This window comes from Streptomyces sp. NPDC002577, from assembly GCF_053594815.1.
In genome coordinates, this window is sequence record NZ_JBSFWK010000005.1 from 302,651 (window position 1) to 318,567 (window position 15,917).

Genomic DNA, 15,917 nt, shown 5'->3' on the forward strand with positions numbered 1-15,917 from the left:
CAGTGCCCGCCCTGGCGCGCCGCCGGAACCCCTGCTACCGGTGCCCGTGCGGGCTTTCCGGGATCCCGGGAGGGTTCTCGTCGTGCAGGATCCGCTGGAACAGGTGGTGGTCGCGCCACGCGCCGTTGATGTGGAGGTAGTCGGGAGCAGTGCCGATGCGCTCGAACCCGCACTTCGCAAGGACGCGCTGCGAGGCGGTGTTGTCGGTCAGGGTGCCGGCCTGGACGCGGTGCAGCCCCAGTTCGTCGCGGGCGGCCCGGCACACCTCCTCGACCGCGCGGGAGGCCAGACCCCGGCCTACGTACCGCGCGTCGATCCAGTACCCGAGGTTGGCGCTGCGGAACGGCCCGAGCACGATGCCGGTCAGATCGGCGCGCCCGACGACGAGCGGCCCGTCGGTGACGACCCACCGCGCGCTCCCCGCCTCGGCGAGCCGCGCGGTCTGCCCTTCGGCGGTGTAGAACTCCTCGCTGCGGTACGGGTCCGTGGGCCGCAGGTGCTCCCGGTTGCGCAACTGTGCGTCGGCGAGCGCCTGGGCGTCTTCGGGGGTGGCGCGGCGTATCCGTATTCCGTCGGAGATCATCCTCGTACGGTACGACGGCGGGTGTGCCGTTGAGGGCGGTTCGGGCGACCGGTGACGAACCGCCCCGGTGACGAACCGCCCCGCCCCTACGCGTCCGCGTACTTCGAATCAGCCGCAGGATCCAGCGCCAGCCGGTACCCCCGCTTCACCACCGTCTGGATCAGCTTGGGCGTGCCGAGTGCCGTGCGCAGGCGGGCCATCGCGGTCTCGACCGCGTGCTCGTCGCGGCCCGCGCCGGGCAGCGCGCGGAGCAGGTCGGCGCGGGGCACGACCCATCCCGGGCGCCGTGACAGCGCACGCAGCAGCGACATCCCGGCGGGCGGCACGGGGCGCAGGCAGTCGTCCACCATCACCGCGTGGCCGCGGATCTCCACCCGGTGCCCCGCGATGGGCAGCGCCCTGGCGCGGGCGGGCAGTTCCTGGCAGAGCAGCTGGACGAGAGGGCCGAGCCGGAAGCGGTCCGGCTGGACGGTGTCGATGCCGCGGGCCTGCAGCGGCAGCGCCGTGACGGGGCCGACGCAGGCGGGGAGCACGTCGTGGTTCAGGGCCGAGAGTAGTTCGGGCAGCAGGCCGCGGCTCTCGGCACGGGAAAGAAGGGAAGCGGCGGCGGGGGCGCTGGTGAAGGTGAGCGCGTCCAGTCCCCGCGAGACGGCGAGGTCGAGGAGCCGGTCGACGGGCGCGAGGTCCTCCGGCGGCATCCACCGGTAGACCGGTACGCCGACGACCTCCGCGCCGCCCTCGCGAAGCGCCTCGACGAAGCCGGGCAGCGGCTCGCCGTGGAGCTGCACCGCGACCCGGCGCCCGTCGACGCCCTCGTCCAGCAGCCGGTCCAGCACCTCGGCCATCGACTCCGACGACGGCGACCACTCCTCGGTGAGCCCGGCGGCCCGGATGGCGCCCTTGACCTTGGGTCCGCGAGCGAGCAGCTCCACGCCTCGCAGCCGGTCGAGCAGGGCCTCGCCGAGGCCCCATCCGTCGGCGGCCTCGACCCACCCGCGGAACCCGATGGCAGTGGTGGCCACCACCACGTCGGGCCGCTGGTCGATCACGTCCTTGGTCGCGGCGAGCAGCTCGCTGTCGTCGGCGAGCGGCACGATGCGCAGCGCGGGCGCGTGCACGACGGCGGCTCCGCGCCGCTGCAGCAGGGCGCCGAGCTCGTCGGCGCGGCGTGCGGCCGTCACCGCGACGGTGAACCCCGCGAGGGGTCCTTCGTTGTGAAGGAACATTGGCTCTCGTCCCGAGCTCTAGAGGGTTCTCCGGCGGCCGTGAGGTAGGCCTCCGGGTCTCAACGAGCCTGCCAACAGCCCGTGACAGGCTCGGATCGCATTGATGTCCTCCGTGTTACGTCACCTCGCATCCCGACACAGACCGGCAGCGAGACCCGGGCCCGGCCGCTGATGCGGCCGGGCCAGGTGTCCGCGGCGTCAACCGCCGATGACTACGTGCCGGGAGAATGCGGGCTGCGTCACACCTCCGCGTAGCTGAGCTGCGCCTTCGCCTCGGTCGTCGCCGCGGCGGTCGAGGCGCTCGCTGCGGGGCGGCGAATGTATACGGCCCAGGTCACCACGAAGCAGGCGGCGTAGAAGGCGAGGAAGGCGACGAAGGCGCCGGTGCCGGAGCCGTAGGAGAGGAAGGACTGCCGGAAGGCGAGGTTGATGCCGACACCGCCGAGGGCGCCGACGGCCCCGATGAGTCCCATGGAAGCCCCGGACAGGCGCCGACCGTAGGCAGCCGCCTCCTCACCCTCCAGCCCCTTGGCGAGGGCCTTGGCCTGGAAGATGCCGGGGATCATCTTGAACGTCGACCCGTTGCCGAGGCCGCTGAGCACGAACAGCACCACGAACGCGACGGTGAACAGCGCCAGCGACTTCTGCATGGAGGCGCCGACGAGGACCGCGGTGGCGACGCCCATGCCGACGTAGTTCCAGAGGCTGATCTTCGCGCCGCCGTACCGGTCGGCGAGCCAGCCGCCCAGCGGACGGATCAGGGAGCCCAGCAGCGGGCCGAGGAAGGTGACGTACGCGGCCTGCAGCGGCGTACGGCCGAACTGGTTCTGCAGCACCTGCCCGAAGGCGAAGCTGTAGCCGATGAACGAGCCGAAGGTGCCGACGTAGAGGACGGACATGATCCAGGTGTGGGCGTCCTTCGCGGCGTCCTTGGCGGCGCCGGTGTCGTTCTTCACGGACGAGAGGTTGTCCATGTACAGCGCGGCGAGGACAGCGGCGACCACGATCAGCGGGATGTAGATGCCGAGCAGCACGCGCGGACCGCCGCTGGCGCCGATGATGGCGAGCGCGACCAGTTGGATGACGGGCACACCGATGTTGCCGCCGCCCGCGTTGAGGCCGAGCGCCCACCCCTTCTTACGCAGGGGGAAGAAGGCGTTGATGTTGGTCATGGAGGAGGCGAAGTTGCCGCCGCCGACGCCGGCCAGCAGGCCGACGAGCAGGAAGGTGGAGAAGGAGGTCCCCGGCTTCATCACCATGAACGCGGCGACGGAGGGGACGAGGAGGAGGCTGGCGGAGATGATCGTCCAGTTCCGCCCACCGAAGATCGCGACAGCGAAGGTGTACGGCACTCGGACGACGGCGCCGACCAGCGTGACCATCGAGGTCAGCATGAACTTGTCGGCCGGGGTGAGCCCGTACTCCGGGCCCATGAAGAGCACCAGCACGGACCACAGGGTCCAGATGGAGAACCCGATGTGCTCGGACAGGACAGAGAAGAAGAGGTTGCGCCGCGCGACGCGCTCACCGCTCTCCTTCCAGAACCCCTCGTCCTCGGGGTCCCACTGCTCGATCCAGCGGCCCCCCTTGCGGGATGCGGTGGTGGTGGTGCTTGGGGCTGTCATCTCACGCCTCCACGGGTCTCGGGCCTCATGTCCCGGCTGATGTGCCCGAAGGTAGGGATGGCGCATTTCCGTGCTGTGGCTATGAGTGACCGTCGGGGAACTTTGCTCTCACCCCGGACAGAGTGCGGCAGTGAGGGTTTTGCCGTGGATCATGACGGGTTGCCCGTGGGTCGTACCCGGTACACGGCGTCCGCCTCAGTGCTGCGGGGGCTGTTGGGGATACGGGGCGGGGGCGCCGTACGGGCCGGGGGCATGGGGGGCCTGGGGAGCGTACGGGCCGGGAGCAGGTGCGCCGTAAGGGCCGGGTGCACCGTACTGCCCCGGAGCAGCTGCCCCGTATGGGCCTGGTGCCGGGGCACCGTACGGACCAGGAGCCGGTGCACCGTACGGACCGGGAGCAGCTGCCCCGTACGGGCCGGGAGCGGGTGTCGGGGCACCGTACGGGCCGGGCGCCTGGGGGGCCTGCCCACCGTAAGGCCCCGGAGCGCCCTGCGGACCATAGGGGCCGGGGCCGCCCTGCGCACCGTACGGCCCCGCCCCGAAGGGATTGCCGTGCCCCGGCAGCGCGCCGCCCGGCGGCACGTACCGCACGCGTCCCGTCTCGTCGGTCACCGGAATGAAGCCGGCGGACTGCAGGCGCGCCGCGAACTTCGCGTGGCGCTTACGCGTGACGAGAAGGCCGACGCCCAGGACGGCCATCAGCACCACCCAGGTGCCGATGACGAACGGGACACCACCGTCACCGGCGCGAACAGCGCCGATCACGACACCGATGGTGAGACCGACAGCGCCCATGGCCATGCGCTTCTCGGCACTCTTGCCGGTCAGATCGAAGTTGAGACGCGCCTTGAGCAGCTCCAGCGCCTCCGGTACGAAGGGCGGCAGCGGCCCGCCACTGCCCGCCTGCGGGTACTGCGCCCAGTTCTGCGCGGCGCGCTGCCGCGCCCCCGGGCCGGGGTCGGGCACGATGACCATCTTCAGCGAGCTGTTCCGCCCGCCTCCCTGCCGGACGTCCGCGTACTGATATCCGAACTGCTCGGCGATAAAGGCGAGCCGGGCGAGCTTCTTCACGGACGCCATGGCACTCGTGAGCTCGACGGCCTCCCCGGTCGCCATGAGCTTGAACATCTGCCGCACCTGGCGGTCGCCCACATTCATCCCCTCCCCATCGGCACTTCACCACTGTGCACCTTCAGGACCGTACATATCTCATGTTCACGACAGTGAGCGTTCGGCGGTTTCACGCCCGCGCACTGCGGCAGAACAGGCCCGTGATCCGGTCGACACGGCCTCGATCCCGTCACCGACTCGATCCCGTCCTCAGGACGCGGCCGCCCCGCCTCCGGCTACGCGCCCCACGTGCCCCCGTACAGATCATCAAGCCCCATCAGCAACGGGCCCGCAGCGCTCGCCGCCTCCCTGAGGCCGGGTGCGAAACCCGTCCGCGAATAGACCGCGAGGGTGCACCCTTCCGCATCCCAGCCCTGCGCACAGAGCAGATCACGGATGTGCTCAAGCCGATGGAGATCGGCAGCAGTCCGCAGCTTGTTCGTCGCCTTGGCCTCGCCGAGGAGCGTGATACGGGCGCCTTTGTCGCGCGGACGCGAGGAGCGACCGAGTGCGACGACGTCGACCTCGTGACCCCGGTGCTCACGGCAGGCGACGGTTGTCGTGCCCACCTGCCCGATGTCGTCGAGGCCTCGCTCCCGGCCGTACCGGAGAGTCCACTGGCGGGCGAGCTCCTCGAAGTGGGGCCCTAGCACCTTGGAGGAGAAGGTCTCGCGCGATCGCTCCCAGGCCGCCCGCCCCTCGCGCATCTCGAAGTCCACGAGGTTCGGGCGGACGATCAGGTCGTGGAAACGCACGATGGGGTCGGCCACGGTGATCACGGGCTTGCGCTGGAGCAGCAGATCTTGTTCGTACCGGATGAACGCCGCCGCCTTCATGATGTTGAGGTGGTACGTCAGCGACTTGGCGTCCATCCCGACCAGGCCGCCGATCTGCGTGGGCGTGGCCGCGCCCGACGACACCGCCTCCCAGATGGCGTGATAGGTGGCGCGATCGCTGATACGTGGATCCTCAGCCAGGAGGTATTCGGGCTCGGTGAAGAGAATGTGGGACGGGTTGAACACGCTGCGCGCGAGCCACGCGTAGAAGCCCTCGTCACCGGGCTCGGGCGCGTCCCCCACGACATCCCGGTAGCCGGCCGCCCCGCCGAGGACTGCATTCACCAGCAGCGCCGTCTCCGGATCGTCGACCCGCCAGTACTCCGCCGCATCGCGGAAACCGAACGGCCCGATCCGCATGTCGATCACGGCCCGCCCACGCAGCGCCTGGTCTCCCGCGAGCAGGGTCGACATCGTCGAGATCGCGGAGCCGCAGAGGATGATCCGCAGAGGCGGCCTCCCGGACGACGGGCCACGCTGGTCGTAGAGGGCCTGGAGGACGGACGGCAGCTCAGGTGAGTGCGTGACGAGGTACGGAAACTCGTCGAGGACAAGCAGCGGCGGCCCTGTCCGGCTGCTGCGGCTGGTCAGCACATCGGCCGCGCTGTCCAGCGCTTCCACCCACGAGGTGAAGCGGCCGACACGGAAGCCGAGCGCCTGGGCAAGGCTGTCGGAGAAGCGGTCCAGGGCCATGGTGCGGCTCTGCTGCAGGGCCAGGGTGTAGATACCGTCCACGGCCCGGCACAGGTGCTCCAGCAGGAAGGACTTGCCGTGCCTTCGCCGCCCCCGCACGACACCGATACGAAGACCGGGCGCCTGGTCGGTACAGAACCGGGCGAGTTCGTCCCATTCGTGGGTCCGATCGAAGACGGCTGCCGGTTTGGGGATGGACATGAGAACGCCTCCGTTAGCCGAACCCCCACTAGCCTAATTCTGTTAAGGCTAACCGCAAGAGCGTGATCAGATAGCCACAGTCTGCATCCGTGATCACGTGGCCACAGCCCGCATCCCACGGCAGGCGCCTCCGCCACCTCCGACCTCGAACCACAACAGCTTCCCGCCACCCCGCCCGGTCAGGCCGCCTTCGAGCGGCCAGCCGCCCCACACGTCCGAACCGAGGGCGCTACCGCGCCCGTGCCCGCGTCTTCTTCGCCCCGTTCGGCCACAGCCGCGGGCTCCGCTTCGCCGCCAGGTCCTCGACCCAGCCCACGGCCAGGATCGCCAGGCCTATCAGCGGCCAGACGAGCGCGAACATCCACAGGGAGTAGGTCGTGTCGAGAGCGGAGGAGAGACGGTCGTTCATGAACGGGAGGTCGTACGCCTGATCGATGATCGGGACAGTAGCCATGATCAGCATGTTGTGCCAGAGGTAGATCGTCACCGCCCGGTTGTTGGAGAGCGTGACGAGCTTGTCCCATTTCGCCAGCCGGCCCGGCAGCTGCTGCCACGACGGCGAGTAGACGAGCAGGATCACCACGAAACCGAAGGACCAGGTGGCCTGGGCGAGCGGGATGTCGTTCAGGTCCCAGCCGTCCGGGCCGAGGTGGCCGGAGGCCCACCACAGGCCGAAGGCCATGATCAGGGCCGAGCAGGAGATCGCCGCATAGCGGGGGATCCGCTGCAGCACGCCCTCGTGGTGGGCGAAGCCCAGGACCCAGCAGCTGCCGAAGACGGCGAAGTCCGTGACCGCGTTGCCGGTCTCGCCGGGGATCGTCACGATGCCCGTCCCGACGACCGCCGTCAGCGCCAGCGGGGCCAGCAGCGTCACCCACGGCACGCGGCGGAACGCCCACAGCAGCAGCGGGGACGCGATCACGAACCACAGGTACGCGCGCAGGTACCACAGGGGGCCCGCCGCCTGGGCGGGCCAGGTGTCCTCGAGGAGGCCCGCCTTGTCACCGAGGTGCCACGGGAACGGCGGGGCGCCGATCGGGACGATGTAGTCGAACAGGCTTACCCAGCCCCAGGTGCCGCCGTGGTCGGGATCGGTCCCCGGGTTCCAGCCGCCTGCGAACAGCAGCACGAGCACCACCGCGCTGAAGGCCCACATCGGGGGCAGGAGCCGGCGGACACGGCTCTTGATCACACCCAGCGCCGGGCGGTTCAGCGACCGCGCCATGAGCGAGCCCGCCAGCGCGAACATCACGCCCATGGAGGGGAAGAGGACCGTCAGCCAGGCCCAGCCGAAGAGGTGGTAGACGACGACGCGGACCAGCGCGATGGAGCGCAGCAGGTCCAGGTAGCGGTCGCGGCCCGGCTTCTTGGGTACCGCCTGCACCGGGGGCGCCTGCGTGGGAGGCGCCTCGGTCCCGTACGGATACGTCATGCCACCGGCCTCCGGTCATCGCTGCTGCCGACTCGCTGCCGAGGCACGGCGCCGGGCGCCGCCTCCACCACTCCGGTGCGCCGGAGCTTCTGCCAGCGCAGCCGGCCTCCGGTGAGAGCGGTGATCCAGGACTGGAGCAGGACCACGTACATGAGCTGCCGGTACAGGATCTGCTGGAGCGGCAGAGATATCAGATGGGTCATGCGCTCGCGGTCGAGCCGGAAGGCGTAGGCCGCGCAGACCGCCTGGATCGCGAGGACGCCGAGCCAGGCGCCGACGGTCTTCTGCGTGGGGCCGAAGACCAGCCCGTACAGCAGGAAGACGTCGATCAGTGGGGCGAGCAGCGGGGCGACCACCATGAACAGGGACACCAGCGGCAGGCCGATCCGTCCGAAGCGGCCGGACGGGCCGCGCTCGATGACCGCCCTGCGGTGCTTCCAGATCGCCTGCATCGTGCCGTACGACCAGCGGTAGCGCTGGGACCACAGCTGCTGGACGGTCTCGGGGGCCTCGGTCCAGGCGCGGGCGTTCTCCGCGTAGACGACGCGCCAGCCGTCGCGGTGCATCGCCATGGTGATGTCGGTGTCCTCGGCGAGGGTGTCGTCGCTCATGCCCCCGACGCGCTCCAGCGCCGTGCGGCGGAAGGCACCGACCGCGCCGGGGATGGTCGGCATGCAGCGCAGCATGTCGTACATCCGGCGGTCGAGGTTGAAGCCCATCACGTACTCGATGTGCTGCCAGGCGCCGATGAGCGAGTCCTTGTTGCCCACCTTGGCGTTGCCCGCGACGGCGCCGACGCGCGGGTCGCCGAAGGGCTGCACGAGTTCACGGACGGTGGACGGCTCGAAGACCGTGTCGCCGTCCATCATCACGACGATGTCGTAGCGGGCGTTGGCGAGGCCGCGGTTGAGCGCCGCGGGTTTGCCCGCGTTGAGCTGGCGCACCACGCGGACGTTCGGCATGCGCATGTCCTCGACGATGCGTGCCGTGCCGTCGGTGGAGCCGTCGTCGATGACGATCACTTCGACGGGGTGGTCGCTCTGCGCCAGCGAGTTCACCGTGTGGGTGATGCACTTGGCCTCGTTGTACGCGGGGACCAGCACCGACACCGGTTCGGTGACCGGCGGTCCCCAGCGGAAGCCGCGCCGCCGGACGCGCCTGGCGTGCACTGCGGACAGGACGAGCATGAGGCCGAAGCGCGTGAAGACCAGGACGCCGATCACCGCGAGGCCGACGACGAGGACGCCGGTCACGTTGTCGGAGGCCTTGACCAGATACACCCACGCCTTGCCCTTCCACAGCTCGAGGCCGGTGACGGGCATGTGGGCGCTCGGTGCGTCCAGGGCTTCGGTGAGGTTGTCGAACTCATACCCCTTCGCCTTCAGTTCCGGCAGGAAGCTGTCGAGCGCGGCCACGGTCTGCGAGCGGTCGCCGCCGGAGTCGTGCATCAGCACGATGGCGCCCTTGCCGCCCTTGGGCGTGGCCCGGCGGATGATCTCGTCGACGCCCGGCCGCCGCCAGTCCTCACTGTCGGTGTTGTTGACGACGGTGATGTAGCCGCGGCTGCCGATGTACTCGGTGACGGGCCAGGACGCGTTGTCCATGGCGTCGGAGAACGACGAGTACGGCGGGCGGAAGAGCGAGGTGCGGATACCGGCGGCGCCGGCGAGCGCGAGCTGGTTCTGCGACAGCTCCCAGTCGATGCGGTTCTTGGACTGGTACGAGAGGTCGGGGTGGTTGAACGTGTGCAGACCGACCTCGTGGCCCTCCGCCACCATGCGCTGCACGAGGTCGGGATAGCGGGAGGCCATCGTGCCGGTGACGAAGAAGACCGCGTGCGCGTGGTGTTCGGCCAGCACGTCGAGGACCTTGGGGGTCCACGTCGGGTCGGGTCCGTCGTCGAAGGTGAGCACGAGACGGTGGTCCGGCACGGTCAGCGTGGTGGCCTGGCCGCTGCGGGTGTCGATGACCGGGCCGCCGCCCAGGATCTCGTCCGGCACCTTGTCGGTGGCCACCGGCGGGCGGACGCGGTGGTCGGCGAGGATCTCGCTGTGCACGTACCCGCGGAGCATCAGCATCGCGAGCAGCGCGACCAGGATCAGCGAGGGCAGCAGGTAGCGCATGGGCAGCCTGCGGCGCTGCGGACTGCGGGAGCGGGAGGTCATCTACAGGGTGCTTTCCGAGGACGAGGACGACGCGGACGGTTCGGACGGGGTGCCCGGGTCCAGCACCACGGGGACGTCGGCGATCGGGCTCTCCGCCACGGTGTCCGTGCCGCCGCCCTCGCCGCTGGTCGGCGTCGGGTCGGTGGACGCCTCGCCGGTGTTCGTCGGCTCGGGGTCGACGGGATCGGTCGAGGGACCTCCACCGGTCGGTTCGGGTCCGGGACCGGGGTCCGCGGAGGTGCTGTCCTCGGGGTCCGGCTTGCTGCTCGTCGTGGGGTCGGGATCGGCGGACTTGCCCGGCTTGGTCGCGCTGGCGCTGGGCTCGGACGAGGCGCCGGCCCCGGGGGAGGCCGTGACGCCGCCGATGCCCGACGGGCTCGCGCCAGGTGCGGTGCCCTCCGAGCTGGACGGCGTCGCGGGGTCGGCGGACCGCGGCGACGTCTCCACCTGGCTCGCCGGTTTGTCGTCGTCGTTCTGGCCGGTGATCGGCAGCCAGGGTGCGCTCGAGTTGCCCGAGAGCAGGGTGGCGACGATGACCACCGCGTAGACCGCGCAGACCGTGCCGACAGCGATGCCGATACGGCGCAGGGTGCGGCTGCGGCGGCCCGAGTCGTCGACGAACACCGGGACTTCGTGGCCGCCGCCCTGCTTCTTCTCCTGGGCGGTCAGCCGGCCCTTTTCGTACCCGATGGCGTCGAGCTGGACCGTGACCTCGTTCGGGTCGTGGGCCTCGGCCAGATCGGCTTCGTCGAACCGGTCGCGGTCGGGCCACAGTGCGGTCGTGTCCGCCCAGTCCTTGTCATCCGGCCGTTCCGGGTCTTCCGCCTGTCCGGCGTCCTCCGGCATTCGGGCGTCTTCCCGCCACTTCTCCACGCGCATCCGCACTTCCCCCCCAGGGACCGAACCGGGCGCGCGTACGACTCCGGACACCTGTCGTCGGACCGGGCCCCCACCCGATCCGAGCGCCCCCCTACCACACTGGGCCCGGACCACGAATGTAGCGCACCGGAGTGACAGTCGTACCGCTGAGTCATTCCCGGCTCAGCATGACGTGGGCGTCCGCGGCCGGAATCCATCCGTTCGTGGGACGCCGCAGCCATCCGTGCCGGCTCGCCAGAGTCGCCGCGGCCTCACGCAGCGCGTCGAGCGCCGGATGCACGAGCCCCTTCGGCCACACCAGTGACACCGGTGACAGCGGGACAGGGTCGACGAGGGGCCGGAGGACGGTGCCGGGCATGGCCGGAAAATCCACCACGGCCAGCACCGGATTCCGGTACTTCGCCATGATCCGCTGGAACTCCTCGGCACCCACCGCCAGCGGGGCGGGTGACGCGACCTCGATCCCGCGGCCCTCGAAGAGCCGGTGGGCCAGGTCGGTCCACTCCGGTGTGCGGGGGTTGCCGGCGCCCGCGTACACGCTCTCGCCGGCGAGCTCGTCGAGCGGTACCGCCTCGCGGTCCGCCAGCCGGTGGTCCTGCGGCAGGATGACCGCCATCGCTTCGTATCGGACGGGCTGCTGCGCGAGGCGGCCGCGCAGCGCGGGGTCGAGCCCGGCGTACCGCCCGAAGGACGCGTCGAGGCGGCCGGCGAGCATCTCGGCCGCGGCGCCGGTGAGGCCGCTCTCGAAGCGGGCCATCAGCTCGCAGTCGGGGGCGAGTTCACGGGCGTGGTCCAGGATGCGGCCGAAGACCAGGCCCGGGCTGTTGACGTCCACGAGCAGCGGGCGCTCGGGGGTCGCGGCCCCACGGCCGAAGGCGGCCAGCAGCGCGTCCTGCGCCTCCAGCACACGCCGCGCGTACGGGACGAGCCGCTCGCCGTGGGCGGTCAGGGCGACCTGGCGCGTCGTCCGTACGAAGAGTTCGGCGCCCAATTCCCGCTCCAGGCGCCGGATGTCGCGGCTCAGGGCCTGCTGCGCGACGTACAGCCGGGCGGCGGCGCGGGTGAAGTGCAGCTCGTCCGCGACGGCGAGGAAGGCGCGGAGGAGGCGGGGGTCGAGGGCGGCGGGCACGCGGCGAACTTACAACGCAGGTGCGTCAATCGGCGCCGAGAAGGTGTTGGACCTGGCGAAACGAGGGCGGGCACCGTTTCCTGCATGCCGCAACAACCCTCTTCGATGTTCTTCGCCGTCACCGGGGATTCCCTGATAGCTGCGGCCGTGCCGCCCCCACGCGACCTGGTGGACGATCGGCCTCAGCGACCCCGTTCCCGCGACGGGCGTCTCCCTCGGCGGGGGCGCGGGAGGCCGGTGAACCCGTACGCCCGTCTCTTTGCCATCCCCGGCGCCCGAGCGTTCACGATCGGGAATCTCATCGCCCGGCTGCCCATGGGCATGTTCAGCGTGAGCGCCGTGATCATGATCGCCGGCTCGCGCGGCTCGTATGCCCTCGCGGGCGCCGTGACGGCGGCGGGCCTGGCGGCGACGGCCGTGGTCGCCCCCTGGACGGCACGGCTCGTGGACCGCTGGGGGCAGGCGCGGATCGCGGTGCCCGCCACGGCCTTCGCGGTGCTCGGCTCCATCGCGCTGCTGCTGTGCGCGCGCTACGGAGCCCCCGACTGGACGCTGTTCGTCGCGTACGCCGCGACGGCCACGACACCCAACACCGGCGGCATGTCGCGCGCCCGCTGGTCCCATCTGCTCAAGGGCGACGACAAGGCGCTGCACACCGCGAACTCCTTCGAACAGGCCGCGGACGAACTGTGCTTCATGCTCGGTCCGGTGCTGGCCGCGTTCCTGTGCGGGACGTTCTTCCCGGAGGCGGGCACCCTGGTCGGCGCCGTGCTGCTGATGACCGGTGTTCTCGTCTTCGCCGCCCAGCGCTCGACCGAGCCGCCGCCCCGTCCGCGTACCGCCGTCAGGACCGCATCGCCCCTCCGCGCGCGCGGGATGCCGCCTTTGCTGGCCGCGTTCCTCGCGACCGGTGCGGTCTTCGGCTCGATGGAGGTCGTGACGATCGCGTTCGCAGATGCACAGGGGCACAAGTCGGCCGCGGGCGTGGTGCTCGCGCTGCAGGCTGCCGGTTCGTGCGCGGCCGGACTGGTGTACGGAGCCGTGAAACCGGCCGGCCCGGCGGAGCGCCGCTTTCCGCTGTGTGTGGCCGTGATGACGGCCCTCATGTGCGCGCCGATGGCGGTGGCCGCGCTCACCGGATCCCTCGTCACGCTCGCCGGTTCGCTGCTGGTCGCCGGGATGGCGACGGCCCCGACGATGATCACCGGAATGACGCTGGTGCAGCGCCGCACCCCGGACGACCGGTTGAACGAGGGCATGACCCTGGCGGTGACCGCCCTGCTCGGCGGCATCGCCTGCGGCTCGGCCGCGGGCGGCTGGGTGGTGGAGCACGCGTCGGCCACGGCGGGATACGGGGTTCCGGTCGCCGCGGCGGCGACCGCGCTCCTGGTCTCCCTGCTGTCGGCGCCCCTGACCGGATTCGCTGGGGGCCGCCGGGCAGGACGCTGAGCCGGGGATGCCACTGCCGCCCAGCGGCGCCATCCCGGCCCTTTGCGCAACACAGGCATCCACCCACAGAACATCCGTGGACTCGCCACCTGCGCCCCATCAGACACACCCGCCCAAAGCGCCGCGCGATCCTCCAGGCCTCTGTCAGAAATTCTTGTCCAGCCCATTGACGCCCCCACAGCACGCACATAAGTTCCCGCATCGAAGCGCTTCGACGACGATCATCGAAACGTTTCGACGGGATTCGACGGCATTCGACAGCTCGGCCTCATGCGTACCACCCGCAAGTGATCTTCCCACTCCCTTCGGAGGCACTGGATGTTGACGGCACGAAGGCGTGCGGCGGCGGTGGCGGCTGCGGTTCTTTCGGGAACCCTGCTCCTGGCCTCCTGCAGCGATTCGGACAGCGGTTCGTCCGATGCGAAGACCCTCAAACTCTGGCATTACGAAGGCCCGGACAGCGCGATGGCCCAGGCCTGGAACGCGGCGATCAAGGAATTCGAGAAGACCCATCCCGGTGTGAAGGTGAAGTTCGAGGAGAAAGGCTTCGAGCAGATCCAGAAGACCGCGTCGATGGTGCTCAACTCGGACGACGCGCCCGATCTCATGGAGTACAACAAGGGCAACGCGACGGCCGGTCTGCTCTCCAAGCAGGGGCTGCTCACCGACCTGACCCCCGAGGTCGAGAAGCGCGGGTGGGACAAGCTGATCGCGCCGAGCGTCCGCACGACCAGCCAGTACGACGCCAAGGGCGTGATGGGGTCCGGCAACTGGTACGGCGTGCCGAACTACGCCGAGTACACGATGGTTTACTACAACAAGGACCTCTTCAAGAAGTACGACATCGCCGAGCCGAAGAGCGTCGACGATCTCACGGGCGCCATGGACACCTTCGTCAAGAAGGGAATCACGCCGCTCGCCAACGCGGGCGCGGAGTACCCGGCGCAGCAGTACCTCTACCAGCTGGCGCTCTCCCAGGCGGACCGCTCCTGGGTCGATTCCTATGAGCTCTACAAGGGCAAGACGGACTTCCACGACGCTGCCTGGACTTATGCCGCCACGACCTTCGCGGACTGGGTGAAGAAGGGCTACATAGCGAAGAGTTCGAGCGGCACGAAGGCCGAGGACGCGGGCGTCGCATTCATTTCCGGCAAGAATCCCATTCTGTTCTCCGGCAGTTGGTGGTTCGGCCGGTTCAAGTCGGAGATCAAGTACGACTGGGGCACTTTCCTGTGGCCCGGATCAAAGATGACGCTCGGTTCCGGCGGAAATCTCTGGGTGGTCCCGAAGGGCGCCAAGAACAAGGATCTCGCCTACGACTTCATCGACATCACGTTGAAGAAGAAGTACCAGAACATCCTCGGCAACAAGGGCGGCGTCCCGATCGCGGCCGATGCCTCCGCCATCACCGACGAGCAGTCCAAGAACCTCATCGAGAACTTCAACACGCTGTCCTCCGATGACGGTCTCGCCTTCTATCCCGACTGGCCCGTCCCCGGCTTCTACGACGTCCTCGTCTCCGAGACGCAGAAGCTCATCACGGGCAAGTCCACGCCGGACGCGTATCTCGACGCGCTGCAGAAGGCCTACGACGACGGTGTGCCCCAGTAATGTCCGTCCTCGCCGAACGGAGCGGCGAGGGCCGGGCGACCGGTAAGTCCCGGATCGCCCGGCCCTCGCCCCGCCCCCGCCACGACTCGTACGCGCTCTTCCTGCTCCCCGGAGCCCTCGCGTTCCTCGCGATCGTCGTCCTGCCGTTCCTGATGAACACGTATGTGAGCTTCACGGACTGGCAGGGCGTGGGGTCGCCGAAGTGGACCGGGATCGACAACTACCGCAGGCTCCTCGAGGACGACGCGTTCTGGGAGTCGTTCCGGCACAGCCTCGCGATGGTCGTGGCGATGGCGGTCGTCCCGACCGCCGTCGGCCTGGTCCTCGCCGCGGCCCTCTTCGACTTCGTCGCCAAGCACTTCGGCTCCAAATTGGCGGCGGTCCTGCGGGCCTGCTTCTATCTGCCGCAGGTGCTGCCGATCGCGGTCGCCGGCATCGTGTGGAGCTGGATCCTGGCACCCGAGAACGGCTCGCTGAACGCGCTGCTGAAGGCCATCGGCCTCGGCTCGCTCCAGCAGGACTGGCTGGGCGACCCCGACATCGCGCTCTACAGCGTCATGGGCGTGATGGTCTGGGTGCAGATCGGCTTCCCGCTGGTGGTGTTCATGTCCGGCCTCGGGCGCGTCGACCCCGGGCTGTACGAGGCGGCCGAACTGGACGGGGCCGGCTGGTGGCAGCGGTTCTGGCACGTCACGCTGCCGCAGATCCGGCCCGAGATCTACGTCGTGCTGCTGTGGTGCACGATCGCCGCGCTCAAGGTGTTCGGCGCGGTGTACGTGCTCACCAAGGGCGGCCCCGGCGGGGCGACCAACGTCCCTTCGTACTTCTCGTTCCAGAACTTCTTCGAGAAGACGCAGGTCGGCTACGGCTCGGCGGTCTCCACCGTGCTGACCGTGATCATTCTGGCGCTGGCCCTGGTGGGCCTGCGTCTGCAGACCCGCGCTGAGGACGCGGAGGAGGGGGTGGCCCGGTGACCGC

Annotated in this window: 12 protein-coding genes; 3 read left to right on the plus strand and 9 right to left on the minus strand. The window is 69.9% G+C overall.

Annotated features, from left to right (window positions below; translation table 11 throughout):
• Positions 1-34: 34 nt before the first annotated feature.
• The 9 genes from ACWD4J_RS10605 to ACWD4J_RS10645 all read right to left on the minus strand — a co-directional run bounded on the left by ACWD4J_RS10605 (position 35) and on the right by ACWD4J_RS10645 (position 11,879).
• Positions 35-583 carry a GNAT family N-acetyltransferase gene (locus tag ACWD4J_RS10605; RefSeq protein ID WP_451394944.1) on the minus strand — a complete coding sequence of 183 codons (549 nt, stop codon included), beginning with the start codon at positions 581-583 and terminating at the stop codon, positions 35-37.
• 86 nt (positions 584-669) lie between these two features.
• Entirely contained in the window at positions 670-1,809 is a 1,140-nt protein-coding gene (locus ACWD4J_RS10610) for a uroporphyrinogen-III synthase (RefSeq protein ID WP_451394945.1), read from the minus strand.
• Between the two features lie 239 nt (positions 1,810-2,048).
• Positions 2,049-3,434: a nitrate/nitrite transporter gene (locus ACWD4J_RS10615; protein ID WP_451394946.1), complete on the minus strand. Its 1,386-nt coding sequence runs from the start codon at positions 3,432-3,434 to the stop codon at positions 2,049-2,051.
• Between the two features lie 195 nt (positions 3,435-3,629).
• Positions 3,630-4,592 (minus strand): hypothetical protein, encoded by a 963-nt coding sequence (locus tag ACWD4J_RS10620; protein WP_451394947.1) that lies wholly within the window; start codon positions 4,590-4,592, stop codon positions 3,630-3,632.
• A 188-nt stretch (positions 4,593-4,780) separates the two neighbouring features.
• Positions 4,781-6,274, minus strand: coding sequence for an ATP-binding protein (locus tag ACWD4J_RS10625; RefSeq protein WP_451394948.1), 1,494 nt, complete (start codon positions 6,272-6,274; stop codon positions 4,781-4,783).
• A 229-nt stretch (positions 6,275-6,503) separates the two neighbouring features.
• Positions 6,504-7,706 carry an acyltransferase family protein gene (locus tag ACWD4J_RS10630; RefSeq protein ID WP_451394949.1) on the minus strand — a complete coding sequence of 401 codons (1,203 nt, stop codon included), beginning with the start codon at positions 7,704-7,706 and terminating at the stop codon, positions 6,504-6,506.
• Positions 7,703-9,871: a glycosyltransferase gene (locus ACWD4J_RS10635; protein ID WP_451394950.1), complete on the minus strand. Its 2,169-nt coding sequence runs from the start codon at positions 9,869-9,871 to the stop codon at positions 7,703-7,705. Before ACWD4J_RS10635 ends, ACWD4J_RS10630 begins: the two co-directional genes overlap by 4 nt.
• Positions 9,872-10,750 (minus strand): hypothetical protein, encoded by an 879-nt coding sequence (locus tag ACWD4J_RS10640; protein WP_451394951.1) that lies wholly within the window; start codon positions 10,748-10,750, stop codon positions 9,872-9,874.
• Between the two features lie 151 nt (positions 10,751-10,901).
• On the minus strand, positions 10,902-11,879 hold the full coding sequence (locus tag ACWD4J_RS10645; RefSeq protein ID WP_451394952.1) for a LysR family transcriptional regulator: 978 nt from the start codon (positions 11,877-11,879) through the stop codon (positions 10,902-10,904).
• 84 nt (positions 11,880-11,963) lie between these two features.
• Here ACWD4J_RS10645 and ACWD4J_RS10650 point away from each other — a divergent pair, with 84 nt between their 5' ends.
• The 3 genes from ACWD4J_RS10650 to ACWD4J_RS10660 all read left to right on the plus strand — a co-directional run bounded on the left by ACWD4J_RS10650 (position 11,964) and on the right by ACWD4J_RS10660 (position 15,913).
• Positions 11,964-13,328: an MFS transporter gene (locus ACWD4J_RS10650; protein ID WP_451394953.1), complete on the plus strand. Its 1,365-nt coding sequence runs from the start codon at positions 11,964-11,966 to the stop codon at positions 13,326-13,328.
• 318 nt (positions 13,329-13,646) lie between these two features.
• Positions 13,647-14,939 carry an ABC transporter substrate-binding protein gene (locus ACWD4J_RS10655; RefSeq protein ID WP_451394954.1) on the plus strand — a complete coding sequence of 431 codons (1,293 nt, stop codon included), beginning with the start codon at positions 13,647-13,649 and terminating at the stop codon, positions 14,937-14,939.
• Complete coding sequence (locus tag ACWD4J_RS10660) at positions 14,939-15,913, plus strand: carbohydrate ABC transporter permease (protein WP_451394955.1); 975 nt, start codon at positions 14,939-14,941, stop codon at positions 15,911-15,913. The genes ACWD4J_RS10655 and ACWD4J_RS10660 overlap by 1 nt, the downstream gene beginning before the upstream one ends.
• The last annotated feature ends 4 nt before the right edge of the window (positions 15,914-15,917 follow it).

What these genes read in the sequence shown, in the direction of transcription:
- ACWD4J_RS10605 (WP_451394944.1), bottom strand. Translation starts at nt 583, where the DNA reads ATGATCTCCGACGGAATACGGATACGCCGCGCCACCCCCGAAGACGCC.
- ACWD4J_RS10610 (WP_451394945.1), bottom strand. Translation starts at nt 1,809, where the DNA reads ATGTTCCTTCACAACGAAGGACCCCTCGCGGGGTTCACCGTCGCGGTG.
- ACWD4J_RS10615 (WP_451394946.1), bottom strand. Translation starts at nt 3,434, where the DNA reads ATGACAGCCCCAAGCACCACCACCACCGCATCCCGCAAGGGGGGCCGC.
- ACWD4J_RS10620 (WP_451394947.1), bottom strand. Translation starts at nt 4,592, where the DNA reads ATGAATGTGGGCGACCGCCAGGTGCGGCAGATGTTCAAGCTCATGGCG.
- ACWD4J_RS10625 (WP_451394948.1), bottom strand. Translation starts at nt 6,274, where the DNA reads ATGTCCATCCCCAAACCGGCAGCCGTCTTCGATCGGACCCACGAATGG.
- ACWD4J_RS10630 (WP_451394949.1), bottom strand. Translation starts at nt 7,706, where the DNA reads ATGACGTATCCGTACGGGACCGAGGCGCCTCCCACGCAGGCGCCCCCG.
- ACWD4J_RS10635 (WP_451394950.1), bottom strand. Translation starts at nt 9,871, where the DNA reads ATGACCTCCCGCTCCCGCAGTCCGCAGCGCCGCAGGCTGCCCATGCGC.
- ACWD4J_RS10640 (WP_451394951.1), bottom strand. Translation starts at nt 10,750, where the DNA reads ATGCGCGTGGAGAAGTGGCGGGAAGACGCCCGAATGCCGGAGGACGCC.
- ACWD4J_RS10650 (WP_451394953.1), top strand. Translation starts at nt 11,964, where the DNA reads ATGCCGCAACAACCCTCTTCGATGTTCTTCGCCGTCACCGGGGATTCC.
- ACWD4J_RS10655 (WP_451394954.1), top strand. Translation starts at nt 13,647, where the DNA reads ATGTTGACGGCACGAAGGCGTGCGGCGGCGGTGGCGGCTGCGGTTCTT.
- ACWD4J_RS10660 (WP_451394955.1), top strand. Translation starts at nt 14,939, where the DNA reads ATGTCCGTCCTCGCCGAACGGAGCGGCGAGGGCCGGGCGACCGGTAAG.